Below are 20,169 nucleotides of genomic sequence, written 5' to 3'. Positions count from 1 at the left end.
GGATCACTCGCTCAGCGCGAGCATCGCCTTCTCATCGATCGTGTCTGCCTCCGCCTGGTAGACGATCATGCGCTGACCGCCGGTGCGGGCCAGCTGCATGACCTCGTAGGTGAGCGTCATCCGGCCCACCCGCGGATGCTCGAAGGTCTTCGTGCCGCCGCTGCGCTCACACACGTCGTAGAGCTCCCAGATCGCGGCGAACTCGGGCGACTTGAGCAGGAGCTCGCCCACCAGCGCGGCCAGGCGGGGTGAGTCGACGTCGGTGCCGCCGACGGCGCGCAGGTTGGCGACCGAGCTGGTCACCGTCTGGTGCCATGGGTCGAGCAGGTGTCGCCCGATCGGGTCGAGGAAGAGGTAGCGGGTCAGGTTCCGGTGCTCCCGCGGGCCGTCCCAAAGACCCGGGTAGAGCCGCCGGGCCGGCCGGTTGGCCGCCAAGATGTCGTTGTGCCTGCTGAACACGAAGGCGGGCAGCGGGCGCAGCGTCTCGAGCATGACGAGCACCGAGGGACGTACGGTCGTGTCGGTCGTCGCCTGCGGCACGCTGACGCGTCCCGAGGCGACCTCGGCCAGCTCGTGCAGGCGCTGATGGGCATCGCCGGTGAGGCGCAGTGTGCGAGCCAGCGAGTCCAGGACGGCCGTCGACGGGTTGGTCTCCCGTCCTCGCTCCAGCCGGGTGTAGTAGTCGACCGACACGCCCGCGAGAGCAGCGAGCTCCTCGCGTCGCAGCCCAGGAGTACGCCGCACGCCGGTGCCGGCGGGCAGACCTGCCTCCTCCGGGGTCACCCGTGCTCGGCGGGCGCGCAGGTAGCGCCCCAGCTCGGTCGCAGCCATGTCGCTCATCCCTACCAGTGTGCCGCAGGTCCGGCTCGGGTGAGGGGCCGTGTCACACCCACCCCTGGCGACACCCCGGCGTCGCGCGGTCTGCCTCTGCGCGCGAGGCGAGACCAGACTTTCGGGGACAACGACCTGGAGGAGGAGCACGATGACCGCAGTTGCCCACGAGGTGCCGAGCGGAGGCCCGGCAGCGGCGCCGGCGGGGAGCGTTCGAGCGCTGCTCGCCGCTCTCCTGGGGTTCACGGTGATCACCGTCGACGTCTCCGCGGTCAACATCGCGCTGCCCTATCTGCACCGGGACCTGGGTGGCGGGATGGCCGGGCTGCAGTGGGTCGTGGACGCGTACACGCTGATGTTCGCGGCGCTGATGCTCTCGGCGGGCGCGGTGACCGACCGCGTCGGACCGGTCCGGGCCTACGCCCTGGGGGTGGTGCTGTTCACCGTCGCCTCCGTGGCCTGCGCGGCCGCTCCGGTGATGCCGGCACTCATCGCGGCGCGGGTGCTCCAGGGTGCTGCCGCCGCGCTGGTGATGCCGGCGTCGCTGGCGCTGGTGCGGGTGGCGTACGACGACGCGCGGGCCCGGGGTCAGGCCATCGCCGTGTGGACCGTCGGCGGATCGGCGGCGATGGCGCTGGGTCCGGTGGCCGGAGGCCTGCTCAGCGAGTACGCCGGCTGGCGCTGGGTGTTCCTGGTCAACGTCCCGGTCGGGATCCTCATCGTGGCCCTGCTGGCCGGTCTGCGGATCCGGGCGGTGCGGCGCCGGTCGCCGCTCGACCTCCCTGGCCAGGCGCTCGCCGTGGTCGCGCTGTCGGCTCTGACGTACGCCGTCATCGAGGCCGGCCACGGCGGCTGGCACGCGGGCGCGCTGCTCGCGGCGGCGATATCGGTCTCGGCGGCGGGTGCCTTCGTCGTGGTCGAGCACCGCTCCGCGGCGCCGGTGCTGCCGCTCGGCCTGGTGGCTCGGGGCAGGGTGGCGGTCGCGCTGGTCTCCGGGTTCGGTATCAACTTCGGGTTCTACGGTGGGATCTTCCTGCTCGGGCTCTACTACCAGCAGGTGCGGGGCTGGAGCGGTGCCGAGGCGGGGCTGATGTTCGTCATCCCGGCGGCCATGACCACCTGCGCCAACGTCGTGGCGCCGCGCCTGGCGTACGTCGTGGGCCGGCACCCGCTCATCGTCGGCGGCCAGCTGATCCTCGCGGTGGGGATGCTCGCCCTGATCCCGCTCTCGACGACCACGCCGGTCTGGCTGGTCCTGGTGCTGCTCGTCCCGCTCGCCACCGGCGGCGCGCTGGCGATCACCCTCGTCACCGCCGACCTGATCGATGCCGTCGAGCCCGCCCGGGTGGGTGTCGCCACCGGCGCGCTGAGCACGTTCCGGCAGACCGGCGGCGCGATCGCGGTCGCCGTCTTCGGTGGTCTGGGTGCCGGTGCGACCGGGATCCTCACCCTTTCTGGGATGCAGGCATGTCTCCTCGTCGGAGCCGGCGTGCTGGTGCTGACCGCACTGATTGCGACCGCCAGGCGCCGAAAGGCTAAAGCTCTACTTGAGGGTTAGCCCCGACGACACGCCGGAGGGGGTTCTTTGACCAGGGCCCTTGCGGCGCTTACCTTGTAGTTGTCTCTGTTGTAACTCCAACGATGTGGTCCCCCCGCCGCAGCCGTTCATTCCCCGAGTGGAGTTACGCACAACGGAGTAGACGATGGAGGACATCGTGTTCGACCACGAGCAGAAGCCCGGCCACGGCGCCGACGACGCGCAACGCGCGGCGGAGCAGGCTGACGAGCAGGGCCTTCTCTTCACCGACGATGTCTCGCCCCTGCCGAGCGACACCGGTTACCGCGGGCCCACGGCCTGCAACGCTGCGGGGATCAGCTACCGCCAGCTCGACTACTGGGCTCGCACCGGTCTCGTCGAGCCGAGCGTGCGCGGGGCCACCGGTTCCGGCACCCAGCGGCTCTACTCCTTCCGAGACATCCTGATCCTCAAGGTCATCAAGCGGCTCCTCGACGCCGGCATCTCACTGCAGCAGATCCGCGCTGCCGTGCAGCACCTGCGTGAGCGGGGCACCGACGACCTGACCCGCGTCACGCTGATGAGCGATGGCGCCTCGGTCTACGAGTGCACCAGCAACGACGAGGTCATCGACCTGCTCCAGGGCGGGCAGGGCGTCTTCGGCATCGCGATCGGTGGCGTCTGGCGCGAGATCGAGGGCACGCTCTCCGAGCTCCCCAGCGAGCGTACGACCGAGGACGGCGAGCAGGTCGCCTCTGTGTCCGACGAGCTCTCCGCCCGCCGCGCGGCGCGCAACGCCGGGTGACGTAAACCTCACGTAACACTCGACCCCGAGGTCCCGCAGAGGCGGGGCCTCGGGGTCGAGTCGTTTATGCTGGTGGTGCTGACCATCCCGCACGGGAGAGCTCCTCTCGAAGGGGCGCCGAAGGGGCAATTCCTCCCCGGAAACTCTCAGGCATCCACGACTGTGCGGACCAGGCAACTCTGAAGCGGCGCAGATGCGGTGACAGAGGGGGAGGGCGTACGAGTTGTCTTAGATGCCCTCAGGAGCCACTGTGTCCGACACGCCCACTCTGTCCGAGCTCGACGCCGCCTCCCCGTTCGTGGAGCGCCACGTCGGACTCTCGGCCGCCGACGAGGCGACCATGCTCGCGCGGCTCGGGTACGACTCGGTAGCAGCGATGATGGACGCCGCCGTCCCGGCCGGGATCCGCTCGATCGAGTCGCTGGACCTGCCGGCCGCGCTGAGCGAGGCGCAGGTCGCCTCGCTGGCGCGGGAGATCGCGGCCTCCAACAAGCCCGGCGAGGCGATGATCGGACTCGGCTACCACGCCACCGTGACGCCGCCGGTGATCCGTCGCAACGTGCTCGAGGACCCGAGCTGGTACACCGCCTACACGCCCTACCAGCCCGAGATCTCCCAGGGCCGCCTCGAGGCGCTCATCAACTTCCAGACCATGGTCGGCGACCTGACCGGCCTGCCGGTGGCCAACTCCTCGCTCCTGGACGAGGGCACCGCGGCCGCCGAGGCGCTCGCGCTGGTGCACCGGGCCAACCGCAAGGTCTCCCAGAAAAATGGCGGGGCTCCGTTCGTCATCGACGCCGACGCCCTGCCGCAGTCGATCGAGGTCGTGAAGGTGCGCGCCGAGGCGATGGGCCTCGAGGTCGTCGTGGCCGACCTCTCGCAGGGCCTGCCCGAGGGCGACGTGATCGGCGTGCTGGTGCAGTACCCGGGCGCCTCCGGTCGCGTGCCCGACCTCAAGCCGGTCATCGAGGCCGCCCATGAGCGGGGCGCGCTCGCCGTCGTCGCCGCCGACCTGCTCGCTCTCACCGTCCTCGAGGCGCCCGGCACCCTCGGCGCCGACGTCGTGGTCGGCTCGACCCAGCGCTTCGGCATCCCGCTCTTCTACGGCGGCCCGCACGCCGGCTACATGGCCGTCCACGAGGGGATCGAGCGGCACCTGCCCGGTCGTCTCGTCGGCGTCTCCGTCGATGCCGAGGGACGGCCTGCGTACCGTCTCGCGCTGCAGACCCGCGAGCAGCACATCCGCCGGGAGAAGGCGACCTCCAACATCTGCACCGCCCAGGTGCTGCTGGCCGTCGGCGCCTCGATGTACGCCGTCTACCACGGCCCCGACGGGCTGCGGACGATCGCGACCCGGACCCACCGCTACGCCGCAGTCCTGGCCGCTGCGCTCAAGTCGGCCGGGCTCCCGCTGGTCTCGGAGACATTCTTCGACACGCTGGGTGTGACCGTCCCCGGTCGGGCGGCCGATGTCGTCACCGCGGCGCGTCGTCTCGGCGTACATCTTCGTCTCGTGGACGCCGACACCGTCGGCATCTCGACCTCGGAGGCGACGACTCGCTCGACCCTGTCGGCCGTGCTGAACGCCTTCGGCGTCTCGGGTGCGGACCTGGACGAGATCGACCGCACCACGGCCAGCGCGCTGCCTGACGGGCTGCTGCGCACCACCGACTACCTCACCCACGAGGTCTTCAACGCGCATCACAGCGAGACCCAGATGCTGCGCTACCTGCACAAGCTCGCCGCGCGTGACTACGCGCTCGACAAGGGCATGATCCCGCTCGGCTCGTGCACCATGAAGCTCAACGCGACCACCGAGATGGAGCCGATCTCGCTGCCTGGCTTCGCCGACCTGCACCCGTTCGTGCCCGCCGAGGACGCCGCCGGCTACACGCGTCTGGTCGGGGAGCTGGAGGGGTGGCTGGCCGAGGTCACCGGCTACGACGAGGTCTCCATCCAGCCGAACGCCGGCTCACAAGGTGAGTTCGCCGGCCTGATGGCGATCCGCGGCTACCTGGACGCCCAGGGCCAGGGCCACCGCAAGATCTGCCTGATGCCTTCCTCCGCGCACGGCACCAACGCCGCCTCGGCCGTGATGGCCGGGATGAAGGTCGAGGTCGTGAAGTCGTCCGAGGACGGCACCGTCGACCTCGACGACCTGCGGGCGAAGCTCGACGCCCACGGCGAGAACGTCGCCGCGATCATGGTCACCTACCCCTCGACGCACGGGGTCTACGAGGAGGGCATCACCGAGGTCTGCTCGCTGGTGCACGAGGCCGGCGGTCAGGTCTATATCGACGGCGCCAACTTCAACGCGCTCCTGGGCTACGCCAAGCCCGGCGAGTTCGGTGGCGACGTCTCCCACCTGAACCTGCACAAGACCTTCTGCATCCCGCACGGCGGTGGTGGTCCGGGCGTCGGTCCGGTCGCGGTCCGCTCCCACCTGGCGCCCTACCTGCCCTCGCACTCCCTGCACCCGGACACCTCGAAGCGCTCGGGCATCGGCGCCATCTCGGCGGCACCGTACGGCTCGGCCGGCATTCTCCCGATCTCGTGGGCGTACGTCCGGCTCATGGGCGCCGAGGGTCTGACCCGGGCGACGTCCGCCGCGGTGCTGTCGGCCAACTACGTGGCCTCGCGCCTCAACGAGCACTTCCCGGTCCTCTACCGCGGCGAGACCGGGCTGGTCGCGCACGAGTGCATCCTCGACCTGCGGCCGATCACCAAGGAGACCGGTGTCACGGTCGACGACGTCGCCAAGCGGCTCATCGACTACGGCTTCCACGCCCCGACGATGTCCTTCCCGGTCGCCGGCACGCTCATGGTCGAGCCCACCGAGTCCGAGGACCTCGGCGAGCTGGACCGGTTCATCGACGCGATGATCGCGATCAAGGGCGAGATCGACCGGGTCGCCTCGGGTGAGTGGACCGCCGAGAACTCGGTTCTGCGCGGTGCCCCGCACACCTCTCGTGCCCTCGTCGGCGACTGGGACCGTGCCTACTCCCGCGAGGAGGCCGTCTTCCCGCGCGGCATCGACCCCGACAAGTACTGGCCGCCGGTGGCCCGTATCGACANGACCCCCCGCCTTCGTGGTGCTTTCCGACTATCCCTCGGCGATAGCGTCCAGACGCTTGACGGTGGCCTCGAACTCGGCGATGAGGTCGGCCATGACCGCGGCGACGGGGCGTACCTCGTTCATCCGGCCGACGATCTGCCCGACCGGCATCGCGACGACGTCGGGATCCCCGGCGGCGTTGATCCGGTTGTGGGCGTCGGAGACGAGCAGGTTCTGCAGCGGCATCGGCAGCGGCGCCGGTGAGCCCTCGGCCTCCCAGGCGTCGGTCCACTTCGACTTCAGCAGCCGGGCGGGCTTGCCGGTGTAGATCCGCATCCGGCGGGTGTCTGCGGACGTGGCGCGGGTGAAGGCACTCTCCCAGCCGGCGTGGGTGTTCAGGTTGCGGTACTCCGAGGTCCCGAGCCAGATGGAGCCGGTCCAGACGCCCTGCGCACCGAGCGCCAGCGACGCGGCGATCTGACGGCCCGAGCCGATCCCGCCGGCACCCAGCACCGGCACGTCCGGCCCGACCGCGTCGACGATGTCGGGCTGGAGCACCATCGAGGCGATCTCCCCGGTGTGCCCGCCGGCCTCGTAGCCCTGGGCGACGATGATGTCGACGCCGTTCGAGACGTGCGACACCGCGTGCTTCGGGGCACCCGCGAGGGCGGCCACCTTGACCCCGTGCTCATGGGCCTTCTCGATCACGTCGTTGGGCGGGGTGCCGAGCGCGTTGGCGATCAGCACCGGCCGGTGCTGCAGCGCGACGTCGACGTGTGAGCGCGCGGTCGAGTGCAGCCAGCCGAGCACGCCCTCGCGCCCCTCCCCCTCCGGCAGCGGCGGTACGCCCAGGGCGAGCAGCGTCTTGTCGACCCACTCGGTGTGCTCCGCCGGGATGTAGGCCGACAGGTCCGTCGAGGTGCCTTCGGTCGGCACCTTCATCGGCATGACCACGTCGACGCCGTAGGGCTTGCCGTCGGTGTTCTCGTCCATCCACGTCAGGGTGCGGTCGAGCTCCTCGGCGTCGTTGAAGCGTACGCAGCCCAGCACGCCCAGCCCGCCGGCCTTGGAGACCTCCGCGGCCACGTGCTCCGATGGGGTGAAGGCGAAGATCGGGTAGTCGATCCCGAACGCCTCGCACAGTGCCGTACGGATCATGCCTTTGCTCCTTCGGGGTCCTGCTCTGTTGCGGTCGCTTGGGTGGCCAGGGCGATCTCCTTGGCCTTGGGGTACTGGGCCTTGCCCGTGGCATTGCGGGGCACCTCGTCGACGATGGTCAGGGCACGCGGCAGCTTGTAGCCGGACAGGTGAGCACGCAGGAACGTACGCAGCCCCTCCAGCTCGATCGTCGCGCCCGGTCGCGGCTGGACGACCGCGGCGACGGCTTGGCCGTAGCGCTCGTCCGGGATGCCGACGACGAGCGTGTCGTAGACGTCGGGGTGCGCCTTGATGGCGGCCTCGACCTCCTCGGGGTAGACCTTCTCGCCGCCGGTGTTGATGCAGTTGGAGCCTCGTCCGAGGAGGGTGAGGCGGTTGTCGGTCTCGATCCGGGCGTAGTCTCCCGGGATCGCGTAGCGGATGCCGTCGATCTCGACGAAGGTCTTCGCCGACTTCTCGGGGTCCTTGTAGTAGCCGACCGGCACATGGCCCTTGCGGGCGGTGCGGCCGATCTTGCCGACGTCGGTGGCGAGGTCGAGCGGGTGGCCGTCGTCGCCGATCACAGCGGTGTGGGCACCCGCGGTCACCACGGGGCCGTCGGTCGAGAGCGCGGAGGCGTCCTGCAGCCCGGTGCCCTGGAAGCCGGTCTCGGTCGAGCCGATCGAGTCGGTGAAGACCGCGTTCGGGAAGGCCCTCATCCAGCGTTCCTTGACCGACTTGGAGAAGATCGCGGCGCTGGAGGCGATGGCGAACAGCGACTGGCCGTCGAAGCTCTGCCCGTTGCCGGGACCGGCCTCGTACGCGTCGATGAGCGGCACCGCCATCGCGTCGCCGGTCATGAACATCATCTGGACCTTCTCGCGGTCGACGATCTCCCAGGTGCGTACCGGGTCGAACTTGGGCTCCAGGATCGTCACCTGGCCGGCGAAGAGGTGCATCAGCAGGCTTGCCTGGGCACCGCCGTGCATCAGCGGGCTGAGCGGCAGGGTGATGAGCCCGTCGCCGGCGGCCTGCTTGGACTGGTCGTACTCCTCCAGCGGTACGCCCGTCATGAAGTCGATGCCGCCGCCGAGCACGCGCCAGAAGTCCTCGTGGCGCCACATCACGCCCTTGGGGAAGCCGGTGGTGCCGCCGGTGTAGATGACGTGGATGTCGTCGGGGCTGCGCTCGCCGAAGTCTCGCGCGTCGGACTGCCCGGCCTGGGCCTCTTCGAGCGTGACGCCGCCGAACGGGCTCAGGTCGGAGTCGTCGTGGGGCTCGAGCGGGTTGGGGACGGCGACGAACGTCGTCAGCCCCTCCAGCTTCGGGGAGACCTCGGCGACCAGCGGCGCGTAGACGCGGTCGTGGACCAGGGCCTTGAGGTCGGCGTTGCCGAAGAGGTACTCCAGCTCGCCGGCGACGTAGCGGTAGTTCACGTTGATAGCCACGGCACGGATCTTGAGGATCGCGAGCAGGGCGATGACGTGCTCGACGGAGTTCTTGGAGTAGAGCCCGACGTGATCGCCCTTCCCGATCCCCTGGCCGGCCAGGTAGTGGGCCAGCTTGTTGGACTCACGCTCGAGCTCTGCGTAGGTCACTTTGCGGTCGCCGACTTGGACCGACACCTTCTCAGGCGCGGCGTCGACGGCGTGTTCGAAGAGGTCAGCAAGGTTCAGCGCCATGACTGCGAGACTAGAACACGTTTCAGTTTTCCGCTAGGGTCTGGTGTTATGCCGATCACAGAAACTTCTGCTCAGCCGCACGCGATCGTCGAGCAGGACGGCCACAAGCTCATCGTCACGATGAACCGTCCCGAGCGCCGCAACGCCCTCTCCTCCGAGATGCTGCGGATCATGGAGGACGCCTGGGACCGGGTGAACTCCGACCCCGAGATCCGGGTCTGCATCCTGACCGGCGCGGGTGGCTACTTCTGCGCCGGGATGGACCTGAAGAAGGCCGACGAGAAGCCGCCCTCGGAGTCGTTCGCGGAGGGCTTCGACCCGTCGGTGATCAAAGGCCTGCTCAAGGGCTTCCGGCTCACCAAGCCGCTGATCGCGGCCGTCGAGGGCCCCGCCATCGCCGGCGGCACCGAGATCCTGCAGGGCACCGACATCCGGGTGGCCGGCGAGTCGGCCAAGTTCGGCGTCGCCGAGGCCCGCTGGTCGCTCTACCCGATGGGCGGCTCCGCGGTCCGTCTCCCCCGTCAGATCCCCTACACCGTCGCCGCCGAGCTGCTGCTGACCGGGCGTACGCTGCTCGCCCCCGAAGCCAAGGAGCTCGGCCTGATCGGCCACGTCGTCCCCGACGGCACCGCGCTCGAGAAGGCCCACGAGCTCGCCGACATGATCGCCGCCAACGGGCCTCTGGCCGTCCAGGCGATCCTTCGCACCATGCGCGAGTCCGAGGGCAAGCACGAGGAGGAGGCCTGGGCCGACGACGCCAAGGTCGGCGCCGCCGTCTTCGCCTCCGAGGACGCCAAGGAGGGCCCCAAGGCCTTCCTGGAGAAGCGCAAGCCCGAGTTCAAGGGACGCTGAGGCTCAGACCCTGTCCTTCGAGACGTACGCAGCCCCTGGCAGCATCCGCGGAAGCAGCCCCCGCCGCAGCACCAGCAGCAGATGGGCGCCGAGCGCGACGAAGAACGCGATGTGGGCGGCGATGTGCAGCGCGACCAGGTCGTCGGAGACCGCCACCAGCGCGAGGCCGGTGAGCGGGACGACGAACATAAGCGAGAGCAGCATCCGCTCGGTGACATGGGCCAGCCGCCGGTCGGCCGCGGTGAGTCGCGGGGCCCACGGGGGTAGCGGGGCGACCATGCGCCAAGCGACCCGAAGACCGCCGAGAAGCAGGACGGCCAGGCCGAGCAGGATGTGCAGCTCGGGCAGGCTGATGCCGTCGACGCCGATGCTTCCGCCCCACAGGTCGGACCACGCAGCGCCGAGCGAGCCCTCGTCGCCGACCCGGGCTTCGCAGGCCTCCTCGAGGCGGTCGATCTGCTCCTCCTCCGCGTCGGAGGTGTCACCGCCGCTGCGGTCCTCCCCCGACGGGTCGCAGTCGGTCTCTGTCGACATGGCATAGCCGACCGCGAACTGCAGCACGAAGGCAGCGACGGTCAGCCAGTGCAGGGTCTTGGCGAGGACCCCATAGCCCGTTGCCGACGCGCCTGACATCAGGAGGCAGCGTAGCGGGAGCGCCGAGCTCATCGTGTCGGATCGGCAGGATCTCGATCGTGGTGTTGGTGAGCGCCGCCGTCCGCGGTGCCTGACCACCACCAGGAGGATCCATGTCCAGCACCTCACGCACACCCGTCCGTCTGTCCATGTCGATGACCCTGGACGGGTTCGTCACCGGCCCTGACGATCGCCACGGACAGGGGCTCGGCCGGGACGGCGGGCGGATATTCGATTGGCTCGACGACCGTCATGGTGCCGGCGTGAACGGCGACGTCTTCCGCGAATACCTCGCCACGGGGGCGCTGATCTCAGGGCGGCGTACGTATGAGCTGGCCGACCGCTGGGGCGGCGACCACCACGACGGCGTGCCGATCCACGTGCTCACCCATCATCCCGACGACGTCCCGCCGGGCAGCGCCCGCTACTTCACCGACGTCGACCGGTGCGCCGACGAGGCTCGGCAGGCGTCCGGCGACAAGGCCGTCATGGCACACGGCGCCGGCGTCGCCCAGTCGCTCCTCGCCGCGCGGCAGCTCGACGAGATCGAGATCCATCTGGTGCCAGTGCTCCTCGGCGCCGGCCGCCGCCTCTTCCCCGACGACGGCGTCGGGCCCGTCGAGCTCGAGCTCACCCGGCGCCTCGAGGGGCGCGGAGTGACCCACCTGCGGTACGCGGTGCGCTACCCCTGACGTACGTCACTGCGAGAAGCGGGCGCGGAGGGCCTTCTTATCCGGCTTGCCGAGGGCGGTCATCGGGATCGCGTCGATCTCGATGACCGACTTGGGTGCGTGGACGGAGCCCTTCCGCTCCTTGACCAGGGCCTGGATCTCGGCGACGACCTCGTCCGAGAGGACGGCGTCGGGACGAGGGACGACCACGGCGGTGACTGCCTCGCCGAACTTCTCGTGCGGGGTGCCGATGACGGCGACCTGGGCGACCGCGGGATGGGTCGCGATGACGTCCTCGACCTCACGGGGGAAGACGTTGAAGCCGCCGGTGACGATCATGTCCTTGGTGCGGTCGACGATGTACCAGAACCCGTCCTCGTCCTCCCGGGCGACGTCGCCGGTGTGCATCCAGCCGTCCCTGAATGTTGCCGAGGTCTCGTCCGGAAGCTGCCAGTAGCCACCGGAGAGCAGCGGTCCGGCGACGCAGATCTCGCCGGGCTCGCCAGGAGCGACCTGCTGGCCGTCCGCGTCGAGCAGGGCCGTACGGACCAGCGCGGACGGCCGGCCGCAGGAGGTGAGCCGATGGGTGAGCGGCTTCCCGTCGGCGTCGACATGGTCGCCCTTGGCGAAGTAGGTGATCGCCATCGGCGCCTCGGACTGGCCGTAGTACTGCGCGAAGATCGGCCCGAACCGCTCGATCGCCTCCGCCAGGCGCACCGGGTTGATCGCGGACGCGCCGTAGTAGACGGTCTCGAGCGACGACAGGTCGCGGGTGCGGGAGTCCGGGTGGTCGAGAAGCGCGTACAGCATCGTCGGGACCACCATGAGAGAGGAGATCCGCTCGCGCTCGATGGTCTCCAGGACGGCGGCCGGGTCGAACCTCGGCATCACGAAGAGCGTGCCGCCCTTGATCACCACCGGCACGAAGAAGGCGGCACCGGCATGCGAGAGCGGTGTGCACATCAGGAACCGGGGCGCCTCGGGCCACTCCCACTCCGAGAGCTGCACCTGGGTCATCGTCGCGAACGACCCGGACAGCCCGATCACGCCCTTCGGCTTCCCGGTCGTCCCGCCGGTATAGGTGATCGAGGTGACGTGGTCGGGCGGGAGCAGCCTCGCTGCGAGCGGCTCGACCGGATAGGTCTCCGCGGCGGCGACGAGATCGACGCCGACATCCGCGAGCTGCGGCGGGACCGGCCCGATGGTCAGCACCCGCTTCAGCCCCGGGCACATCTCCAGCAGCTCGACCGCGCGATCGGCGAAGTAGGGGTCGATGATCAGACCGGTGATCCCGGCGTCGTTGATGACGTACGCCTGGTCCTCCGCGCTGCCCAGCGGGTGCAGCGCGGTGCGCTGGAATCCCTGGGTCTGGCCGGCGCCGAGGATGAAGAGCACCTCGGGGCGGTTGAGCGCGAGCAGCGCGGTCGCCGAGCCGGTGCCGGCTCCGAGCGCCTCGAAGGCCTGGACGTACTGGCTGATCCGCGCCGCCACCTCCGCCCCGGTCAGACTCACGTCGCCGAGATGAATGATCGGACGGCTCTTGTGGCGCTCCAGCGCCGAGACCATCAGATGACCGTTGTGGGGACCGATGCGGCTGGTATCCATGCCCGCACCTTACCGCGAAACTAGAACGTGTTCTAGCCCTGAGGGAGGCTGCTGCGTCGGGAGCCGATCAGGCGTCGCCGACGTGGTCCCGGTCGACGGCGGCCATCGCCTCGCGTGCCCAGCGCGGCAGGATGAAGATGCCCTCGGCCTCGACGCACACCACCGGCTCGGAGCCGTCGGTCGGCCGGGTCAGCAGCCGGCCGCGTACGACCGCCTTCACTCCCTCGGTCGACGCGATCCGCGCCTCGCCACGCAGCGGACCCAGCGGGGTCCCCTGCTTGTAGACGATCGTCAGGGTGCCGGTCATCCCGGGGCGACCACCCGCCGAGGCGGCCTCGCCGAGCAGCTGGTCGAGGATCAGCGCCGAGACACCACCGTGGACCAGCCCCGGCGGGCCCTCGTAGGCCGGCCCGAGTGAGAAGTCGGCCCAGACGTCCTCGCCGTCGCGCTGGACCGCCAGCGGCGGGGCGAAGGCGTTGCCCTTCCCGACCACCGGGTTGCCGTAGTTGCGGAAGGCGCCGTCCGCGCCGAACCGGACCCCGTGCGGACCGGGCAGCGCCTCGGCGAGCAGCTCATCGGTCAGCACCTCGACCCGGCGGCGTACGTCGTCGAGGACCGAGTCCGCGACCTGGGTGCGTACGACAGCATCGACGAGCCTGCGCACCGAGTCGGTCAGCGGGACCAGCGTGGCCTCGCGCTCCTTGACCTCAGCGTCGGTCATGTCGTCGTGGACGTATCCGGCCGGAGCCTGCGGGTGGTGGGCTCGTCCGTAGTGCATCGACATCTAGGTCCTCGTCTCCTGGATCGGATGAGCCTCACCGTAGACGTGCTCGGCATCGAGGTGGCAGTGGGTCCCCGGATAGATGGTCGACATGCACAGGTTGCAGTGGGTGCATCGCGACACGGCCGAAGGGTCGGCTCGGAGACGGTTGACCAGGTCCGGCTCGCGAAGCAGCGCGCGGGCCATCGCGACGTACTCGAAGCCTTCGTCCATCGCGGTCCGCATCCCGGTCAGGTCGGTGACCCCGCCGAGGAGGACCAGCGGCATGCTCAGCGCGCGGCGGAACTCGCGGGCGTTGTCGAGGAAGTAGAGCGGCTTGTAGGGGTACTCCTTGAAGAAGCCCTTGCCCACCATCCGCATGCCCATCCGGATCACCGGGTGCAGCGGCATGTTGGCGGCCATCTCGCGGTAGGGAGCATCGCCGCGGAAGAGATACATCGGGTTCATGAACGAGGAGCCGCCGGTGAGCTCGAGTGCATCGAGGTGACCATCGGACTCGAGCAGCCGCGCGAACTCGATCGACTCGGGCAGGTCGAACCCGCCGCGGTAGCCGTCTCGCATGTTCATCTTGGCCAGCACGGCGACCCGGCCGCCACCCACGTCGGCTACCGCCTCCCGCACCGCGGCCAGGATCCGGCGCGGGAACGAGGCCCGGTTGGCCAGCGACCCGCCGAACTCGTCGGTGCGCGAGTTGAGGCGCGGACTGAGGAACGAGCTGGGCAGATAGTTGTGGCCCAGGTGCACCTCGATCGCGTCGAAGCCGGTCTCGACCGCCATCCGGGCCGCGGCGCCGTGCTGCTCGACGACCCGGGCGAGGTCCGCCGCGGTCGCAGCGCGGTTGAACGCCATCCCCAGCGCGTTGAACGACCGCGTCGCCGCCAGCGACGGTACCCCGTTGGACTTGGCGTTGGCCACCGGGCCGGCGTGACCGATCTGGGCCGAGATCTTGGCGCCGGTCGCGTGGACCTCCTCGGTCAGCCGCCGCAGGCCGGGCAGCGCCTCCGGGCGCCAGTAGATGCAGTCGGCATGCGTACGTCCCTCCGGGGACACCGCGAGATAGGCGACCGTGGTCATTCCGACGCCGCCCTCGGCGACGGCGAGGTGGTAGTCGATCAGCCGGTCCGAGACCAACGCCCGGGGCGAGGCTCCCTCGAATGTCGCCGCCTTGATCACCCGGTTGCGCAGGGTCACCGGACCCAGCGTCGCCGGAGCGAGCGGGTCGGTCGTGGAGTCGGTCACGCGCGTACCTTCCTGAACTCACGCATCCTGCGCAGATAGCTCCGCAGCCGCCTGCCGGGCACCGGCCGCGGCCAGTCGTCGGCCCGGAACCAGGCGTCGGTGCCGCCGTCGACCACGACGACGCTGCCGACCATGAAGTCAGCCGCGGGGCCGAGCATGTGGATCACCCAGTCGGCGAGCAGCCCAGGGTCGCCGAAGCCACCGGCCGGGACCGGGAACGACCGGATCGCCTTCGCCTCCCCCGGCGTGGCGAGCTGCTTCTCCAGGAGCGGCGTCAGCACCGCGCCCGGCGCGATCGCGTTGAGCCGGATCCCGGCCTGCACCCACTCCGGCTCGACCGCGCGGCGCCGCACCCAGCGGGTCACGGCGACCTTCGAGGCGCCGTAGGCCATCGCCGGCGCCCCCTTCCCGAAGATCCGGTACGCCTTCAGCGCCCGTTCCGCGTCGCCCTCGAGCAGCGCCGCGACCGCCCGTGCGGGGATCAGCGGCATCGTGGTGGTCGAGTTGCTGGAGAAGACCACGACCTTGGCGTTCCCGGTGGCGGCGAGCGCCTCGCGCCAGCCCTCGAGGAGCTCGACGACGCCGAGGTAGTTGACCTGCGTGATCAGGGCGGGCCGTTCGCGCCCCGGCGCCGGCCCGAGCCCGGCCGCGAGGACCGCGCCGTCGAGCCGGCCACCGACGGCGGCCAGCACCTTCTCGACCGCGTCGCGCCGGCCTTGCGGCGTCGACAGGTCCGCGACGACGTCAGCATCGCGCAGATCGACGGTCACGACCCGGTGACCGGCGGCGAGGAGCCGTGCGACCACGGCGGCACCCATGCCCGAGGCCGATCCGGTGACGGCGTAGACCGCCATCAGCGGGCTGTCCCGGAGATGCGCGCAGCCGTCATCCGAGCACCTCGGCGATGCGGTGGACGTCGGCGGCCGAGCCGAGGCTCAGCAGCAGCGTGGTCACACCGGTCTCCTCCCACTGCGCCACCTTGTCGCGTACCTCGTCCTCGGTGCCGATGATGTGCAGGTCGTCGACGAGCTCGTCGGGGATGAGTGCGGTGGCCTTCTCCTTCTCGCCGGTCAGGTAGAGCGCCTGGACCTGCCCGGCGAGCTCGGCGTAGCCCATCCGCTCGAAGACCTGGTTGTGGAAGTTCTGCTCCTTGGCGCCCATCCCGCCCATGTAGAGAGCCGCGAACGGCTTCATCGCCTCGAGCGCGGCCTGCTTCTCCTCCGCGTCCGCGACGATCTGCAGATGGCAGGTCGCGGCGATCTCGAAGTCGTCGGCAGTACGCCGCGCCCCGGGTCTCGCGAAGCCCTCGGCCAGCCAGTCGGCGTACATCGGGGCGGATCTGGGGGTGTAGAAGATCGGGATCCAGCCGTCGGCGATCTCGGCGGTCTGGGCCACGTTCTTGGGACCTTCGGCGCCGAGCCAGATCGGGATGTCGGCGCGCAGCGGGTGCACGATCGGCTTGAGCGGTTTGCCGAGCCCGACCGAGCCCTCGCCCGTGAAGGGCAGCGGGTAGTGCGGTCCGTCGTTGGTCACCGGCGCCTCCCGCGCAAGCACCTGCCGGATGATCGAGACGACCTCGCGGGTGCGGGCCAGCGGCTTGCCGAACGGCTGGCCGTACCATCCCTCGACCACCTGCGGACCGCTCACGCCGAGCCCGAGGACGAACCGGCCGCCGGAGAGGTGGTCGAGCGTCAGCGCGTGCATCGCGATGGAGGTCGGCGTGCGCCCGGACATCTGCACGATCGAGGTGCCGAGACGGACCCGGGAGGTCTCCCGGCCCCACCACGCCAGCGGCGTGAACGCGTCGCTCCCCCAGGCCTCGGCGGTGAAGATCGCGTCGAACCCGGCCTCCTCGGCGGCGGCGACGAGCTCGCCGACCCCGGTCGGTGGCTGTGCTCCCCAGTAGCCCAGCTGTAGCCCCAGCTTCACTCTCATCGACTCCTTCGTCGCCTCTTACGGGTTGTGGCCAATACTAGAACGTGTTTCACTTTCTGTCATGAACGAGCGTCAGCGAGTGACCATCGAAGCCCTCTTGCCGCCACCTCCGTATTCTGGCGCGTGCGCTACGGAGGTGGCGGCATGAGTCGCACTCTTCAGGCACCCGTGACGGTCGCCTTCGACTACACCAGATCCACAGGCCCGGTGATCGGCCGCTTCCTCACCGGACTGCGAGACACCACCATCGTCGGCGGCCGGCTCGGCGACGGTCGAGTCGCGGTCCCACCCCCTGAGTACGACCCGGTCACGCACCAGGCCGTGAGCGAGTTCGTCGAGCTCCCCGATACCGGCACGGTCACCTCGTGGACCTGGGTCAGCGAGCCCGTCGCCGGCCAGCCGTTCGAGAGGCCGTTCGCATACGCCCTGATCACCATCGACGGCGCCGACACGCCGTGGCTGCATGCCGTCGACGTCGCCTCCCCCGACGACATCGAGACCGGGATGAAGGTCCGAGCCAGATGGGCCGAAGAGCGGACCGGCTCGGTCAACGACCTCGTCTTCGAGGCCGACGGCGGCGACCAGCCAGGCACCCCGGCACCCGCCGGAGGCGAGGACGTCAGCCTGATCGTGACCCCGGTCAGCCTCGACTACCACTACGCGGCCTCGCCGGAGGAGTCATCGTTCTTCCGCGGCCTGGCCGAAGGCCGGATCCTGGGCCAGCGGTGCCCGAAGTGCCGGAAGGTCTACGTCCCGCCGCGCGGCGCCTGCCCGACCGACGGGGTGCCGACCGCGGAGGAGATCGAGCTCTCCCACGTCGGCACGGTGACCACGTTCTGCGTCGTCAACGTCCCGTTCCTGGGACAGAAGATCAAACCGCCGTACGTCTCCGCGTACGTCCTCCTCGACGGCGCCGACATCGCGCTGCAGCACCTGATCCTGGACATCCCGGCCGAAGAGGTCCGGATGGGGATGCGGGTCAAGGCGGTCTGGAAGCCGCGCGACGAGTGGGGCACCAGCATCGAGAACATCAGCCACTTCGCGCCGACCGGTGAGCCGGACGCGGACTTCGACAGCTACAAGCACCACCTGTGAGGAGCGCTCAGTGAGAGACGTTGCCGTCGTCGGGTTCGCCCAGCGACAGATGAAGGACTTCGACGGGTCGCCGAGCATGGCCGAGCTGCTCGTGCCGATCCTGGCCGAGTGCTACGAGCAGACCGGATGGGCCAAGAAGGACATCGGGTTCTGGTGCTCGGGCTCTTCCGACTACCTGGCCGGCCGGTCGTTCTCGTTCGTGAGCGCGATCGACGCGATCGGGGTGCTGCCCCCGGTCAACGAGTCGCACGTCGAGATGGACGCCGCCTGGGCGCTCTACGAGGCCTGGATCAAGATCCAGACCGGCGAGGTCGACACCGCGCTGGTCTTCGGCTTCGGCAAGGCGTCGGCGGGCGTCCTGCGCCGGACGCTGTCGCTGCAGCTCGACCCCTACACGATGACGCCGCTGTGGCCCGACACCGTCTCCCTGGCCGCGCTCCAGGCGCGGCTCGGGCTCGACGCCGGGCTCTGGGACGAGGCCGCGCTGGCCGAGGTCGCCAACCGGTCGCTGACCGATGCGGAGAAGAACGAGTACGCCGTCCGGGCCGGTGGCTCCTCGGTGAGCGAGCTGCTCGCCCGGCCGATGTTCGCCGACCCGCTGCGCAAGCACGACTGCGCTCCGGTGACCGACGGCGCGGCCGCGATCGTGCTCGCCGCCGGCGACCGGGCGTACGACGCCAACCAGCGTCCGGCCTGGATCACCGGCATCGCGCACAGCTCCGACGGTCTCCACCTCGGCACGCGCGACCTGACGATATCCGGATCGGCCCAGCGGGCAGCTGCCGCCGTGGGCGGCACCGAGGGTGTCCAGGTCGCCGAGCTGCACGCGCCGTTCAGCCACCAGGAGCTCGTCCTGCGCTCGGCGCTCGGGCTGGGTGATGACGTACAGATCAGTCCTTCGGGGGGCGCGCTCGCCGCCAACCCGATGTTCAGCGCCGGCGCGATCCGGATCGGCGAGGCAGCCAAGCGGATCTGGGACGGGTCGGCCGACAAGGTGCTCGGGCACGCGACCAGCGGTCCGGCACTGCAGCAGAACCTCGTGTGCGTGATGGAAGCCCAAGAGAACGGGAGTGGCAAGTGAGCAAGGTTCCCGCGGCCGTGATCGGGATCGGCCAGACCCACCACCGCGCCAAGCGCGAGGACGTCTCGATGGCCGGGCTGTGCCGTGAGGCGATGGACCGGGCCCTCGAGGACGCCGGGCTGACCCTCGACGAGGTCGACGCCATCGTCATCGGCAAGGCACCGGACCTTTTCGAGGGCGTGATGATGCCCGAGCTCTACCTCGCCGAGGCGCTGGGCGCGGCCGGCAAGCCGCTGCTCCGGGTGCACACCGCCGGCTCGGTGGGCGGGTCGACCGCCATCGTCGCCTCCTCGCTGGTGCAGGCCGGCGTCCACAAGAAGGTGCTCACCGTCGCCTTCGAGAAGCAGTCGGAGTCCAACGCGATGTGGGCACTCTCCGTGCCGATCCCGTTCGTGATGCCGGTGCACGCCGGCGCGGGCGGCTACTTCGCCCCGCACGTACGCTCCTACATCCGCCGCGCCAACGCGCCCTCGCACATCGGCGCGATCGTCGCGGCCAAGGACCGCAACAACGCGCTGAAGAACCCTTATGCGCATCTCCACAACGAGGGCACCACGGTCGAGTCGGTCCTGGCCTCGCAGATGCTCTGGGACCCGATCCACTACGACGAGACCTGCCCGTCCTCCGACGGTGCCTGCGCGATGGTGATCGCCGCCGAGGACGTCGCCAAGACGTACGAGGCACCCGCCTGGATCCACGGCACCGTGATGCGCTCCGAGCCCACCTCGGCCGCGGAGCGCGACCAGGTCAACCCGCAGGCGGGCCGCGAGGCCGCGGCGGCGCTGTGGAAGGCGACCGGGATCACCGACCCGGCCCGCGAGATCGACTGTGCCGAGATCTACGTGCCGTTCGCCTGGTTCGAGCCGATGTGGCTCGAGAACCTCGGCTTCGCCGCCGAGGGCTCGGGCTGGAAGCTCACCGAGGCCGGCGAGACCGCCCTCGACGGCAGCCTCCCGGTCAACATGAGCGGCGGCGTACTCTCCTCCAACCCCATCGGCGCCTCCGGCATGCTCCGCTTCGCCGAGGCCGCCCTGCAGGTCCGGGGCCGGGCCGGCGAGCACCAGGTCGACGGCGCCCGCCGGGCGCTCGGGCACGCCTACGGCGGCGGGTCGCAGTTCTTCTCGATGTGGGTCGTGGGTTCGCNTTGTCATGACAACCCGACTCCGCGCTTCGCGCGGTTACTCCTTCGCTCGGCGCGAGCGGACGAGCAAGCTCGCCGCTCGACCTCGCTCCAGTCGTCTCGGCGTGATC

Annotated in this window: 15 protein-coding genes, 2 pseudogenes and 1 riboswitch; of the genes and pseudogenes, 8 read left to right on the top strand and 9 right to left on the bottom strand. The window is 70.2% G+C overall.

All coding sequences use genetic code 11. The features are described from left to right. Positions 1 to 3: 3 nt before the first annotated feature. Positions 4 to 840, bottom strand: a complete 837-nt coding sequence (locus ACFX43_RS20345) for a helix-turn-helix transcriptional regulator (RefSeq protein ID WP_378833664.1) — start codon at positions 838 to 840, stop codon at positions 4 to 6. Between the two features lie 142 nt (positions 841 to 982). Here ACFX43_RS20345 and ACFX43_RS20340 point away from each other — a divergent pair, with 142 nt between their 5' ends. The 3 genes from ACFX43_RS20340 to gcvP all read left to right on the top strand — a co-directional run bounded on the left by ACFX43_RS20340 (position 983) and on the right by gcvP (position 6,471). Continuing rightward, positions 983 to 2,389 (top strand): MFS transporter, encoded by a 1,407-nt coding sequence (locus ACFX43_RS20340; RefSeq protein ID WP_378833658.1) that lies wholly within the window; start codon positions 983 to 985, stop codon positions 2,387 to 2,389. 145 nt (positions 2,390 to 2,534) lie between these two features. Then, positions 2,535 to 3,152, top strand: a complete 618-nt coding sequence (locus ACFX43_RS20335; protein WP_378833652.1) for a MerR family transcriptional regulator — start codon at positions 2,535 to 2,537, stop codon at positions 3,150 to 3,152. Between the two features lie 82 nt (positions 3,153 to 3,234). Beyond that, a riboswitch (glycine riboswitch) is annotated at positions 3,235 to 3,325 on the top strand. Between the two features lie 59 nt (positions 3,326 to 3,384). After that, positions 3,385 to 6,471: an aminomethyl-transferring glycine dehydrogenase gene (gcvP, locus tag ACFX43_RS20330; protein ID WP_378833648.1), complete on the top strand. Its 3,087-nt coding sequence runs from the start codon at positions 3,385 to 3,387 to the stop codon at positions 6,469 to 6,471. On the opposite strand, the pseudogene ACFX43_RS20325 reads toward gcvP, so the two are convergent. Beyond that, positions 6,364 to 7,365, bottom strand: a pseudogene (locus tag ACFX43_RS20325) (nitronate monooxygenase); the annotation flags it as partial. The gene gcvP and the pseudogene ACFX43_RS20325 sit on opposite strands and share 108 nt — an antisense overlap. Next, the gene (locus tag ACFX43_RS20320; RefSeq protein WP_378833642.1) at positions 7,362 to 9,026 is read right to left on the bottom strand and encodes an acyl-CoA synthetase; all 1,665 of its coding nucleotides are present in this window, start codon (positions 9,024 to 9,026) and stop codon (positions 7,362 to 7,364) included. The gene ACFX43_RS20320 and the pseudogene ACFX43_RS20325, both read right to left, overlap by 4 nt. 48 nt (positions 9,027 to 9,074) lie before the next feature. On the opposite strand from ACFX43_RS20320, the gene ACFX43_RS20315 reads away from it, so the two are divergent. Further along, entirely contained in the window at positions 9,075 to 9,878 is an 804-nt protein-coding gene (locus tag ACFX43_RS20315) for a crotonase/enoyl-CoA hydratase family protein (protein ID WP_378833636.1), read from the top strand. 3 nt (positions 9,879 to 9,881) lie between these two features. Here ACFX43_RS20315 and ACFX43_RS20310 read toward each other — a convergent pair whose 3' ends face one another. Next, a complete protein-coding gene (locus ACFX43_RS20310) occupies positions 9,882 to 10,511 on the bottom strand; it encodes a cytochrome b/b6 domain-containing protein (RefSeq protein ID WP_378833632.1) in 630 nt (209 codons plus the stop codon). Between the two features lie 113 nt (positions 10,512 to 10,624). Between ACFX43_RS20310 and ACFX43_RS20305 the strand changes: the two genes are divergently transcribed. Beyond that, a complete protein-coding gene (locus ACFX43_RS20305) occupies positions 10,625 to 11,203 on the top strand; it encodes a dihydrofolate reductase family protein (protein ID WP_378833628.1) in 579 nt (192 codons plus the stop codon). Positions 11,204 to 11,209: 6 nt separating this feature from the next. Here ACFX43_RS20305 and fadD8 read toward each other — a convergent pair whose 3' ends face one another. From fadD8 to ACFX43_RS20280, 5 genes are all read right to left on the bottom strand, one after another. Next, positions 11,210 to 12,787, bottom strand: a complete 1,578-nt coding sequence (gene fadD8, locus ACFX43_RS20300) for a fatty-acid--CoA ligase FadD8 (protein ID WP_378833620.1) — start codon at positions 12,785 to 12,787, stop codon at positions 11,210 to 11,212. 67 nt (positions 12,788 to 12,854) lie between these two features. Continuing rightward, the gene (locus ACFX43_RS20295) at positions 12,855 to 13,571 is read right to left on the bottom strand and encodes a PaaI family thioesterase (protein ID WP_378833613.1); all 717 of its coding nucleotides are present in this window, start codon (positions 13,569 to 13,571) and stop codon (positions 12,855 to 12,857) included. Continuing rightward, positions 13,572 to 14,807, bottom strand: a complete 1,236-nt coding sequence (locus tag ACFX43_RS20290) for an NADH:flavin oxidoreductase (RefSeq protein WP_378833605.1) — start codon at positions 14,805 to 14,807, stop codon at positions 13,572 to 13,574. Further along, entirely contained in the window at positions 14,804 to 15,661 is an 858-nt protein-coding gene (locus ACFX43_RS20285; protein ID WP_378833602.1) for an SDR family oxidoreductase, read from the bottom strand. Before ACFX43_RS20285 ends, ACFX43_RS20290 begins: the two co-directional genes overlap by 4 nt. A gap of 31 nt (positions 15,662 to 15,692) precedes the next feature. Next, positions 15,693 to 16,742, bottom strand: a complete 1,050-nt coding sequence (locus ACFX43_RS20280) for an LLM class F420-dependent oxidoreductase (RefSeq protein WP_378833596.1) — start codon at positions 16,740 to 16,742, stop codon at positions 15,693 to 15,695. Between the two features lie 144 nt (positions 16,743 to 16,886). On the opposite strand from ACFX43_RS20280, the gene ACFX43_RS20275 reads away from it, so the two are divergent. From ACFX43_RS20275 to ACFX43_RS20265, 3 genes and pseudogenes are all read left to right on the top strand, one after another. Next, complete coding sequence (locus ACFX43_RS20275; protein WP_378833592.1) at positions 16,887 to 17,837, top strand: Zn-ribbon domain-containing OB-fold protein; 951 nt, start codon at positions 16,887 to 16,889, stop codon at positions 17,835 to 17,837. A 10-nt stretch (positions 17,838 to 17,847) separates the two neighbouring features. Beyond that, a complete protein-coding gene (locus ACFX43_RS20270; RefSeq protein WP_378833587.1) occupies positions 17,848 to 18,918 on the top strand; it encodes a thiolase domain-containing protein in 1,071 nt (356 codons plus the stop codon). Beyond that, positions 18,879 to 20,051: pseudogene (locus tag ACFX43_RS20265) on the top strand (thiolase domain-containing protein); the annotation flags it as partial. The gene ACFX43_RS20270 and the pseudogene ACFX43_RS20265, both read left to right, overlap by 40 nt. Positions 20,052 to 20,169 lie beyond the last annotated feature (118 nt).

Source organism: Nocardioides sp. YIM B13467, from assembly GCF_042788075.1.
Classification (GTDB): Bacteria; Actinomycetota; Actinomycetes; order Propionibacteriales; family Nocardioidaceae; genus Nocardioides.
This window is presented reverse-complemented; position numbering and strand designations above follow the sequence as displayed.

Coding starts and splice junctions, on each gene's coding strand:
- ACFX43_RS20340 (WP_378833658.1), top strand. CDS start 983: ATGACCGCAGTTGCCCACGAGGTGCCGAGCGGAGGCCCGGCAGCGGCG.
- ACFX43_RS20285 (WP_378833602.1), bottom strand. CDS start 15,661: ATGGCGGTCTACGCCGTCACCGGATCGGCCTCGGGCATGGGTGCCGCC.
- ACFX43_RS20315 (WP_378833636.1), top strand. CDS start 9,075: ATGCCGATCACAGAAACTTCTGCTCAGCCGCACGCGATCGTCGAGCAG.
- ACFX43_RS20295 (WP_378833613.1), bottom strand. CDS start 13,571: ATGTCGATGCACTACGGACGAGCCCACCACCCGCAGGCTCCGGCCGGA.
- ACFX43_RS20335 (WP_378833652.1), top strand. CDS start 2,535: ATGGAGGACATCGTGTTCGACCACGAGCAGAAGCCCGGCCACGGCGCC.
- ACFX43_RS20305 (WP_378833628.1), top strand. CDS start 10,625: ATGTCCAGCACCTCACGCACACCCGTCCGTCTGTCCATGTCGATGACC.
- ACFX43_RS20310 (WP_378833632.1), bottom strand. CDS start 10,511: ATGTCAGGCGCGTCGGCAACGGGCTATGGGGTCCTCGCCAAGACCCTG.
- fadD8 (WP_378833620.1), bottom strand. CDS start 12,787: ATGGATACCAGCCGCATCGGTCCCCACAACGGTCATCTGATGGTCTCG.
- ACFX43_RS20280 (WP_378833596.1), bottom strand. CDS start 16,742: ATGAGAGTGAAGCTGGGGCTACAGCTGGGCTACTGGGGAGCACAGCCA.
- ACFX43_RS20320 (WP_378833642.1), bottom strand. CDS start 9,026: ATGGCGCTGAACCTTGCTGACCTCTTCGAACACGCCGTCGACGCCGCG.
- ACFX43_RS20345 (WP_378833664.1), bottom strand. CDS start 840: ATGAGCGACATGGCTGCGACCGAGCTGGGGCGCTACCTGCGCGCCCGC.
- ACFX43_RS20275 (WP_378833592.1), top strand. CDS start 16,887: ATGAGTCGCACTCTTCAGGCACCCGTGACGGTCGCCTTCGACTACACC.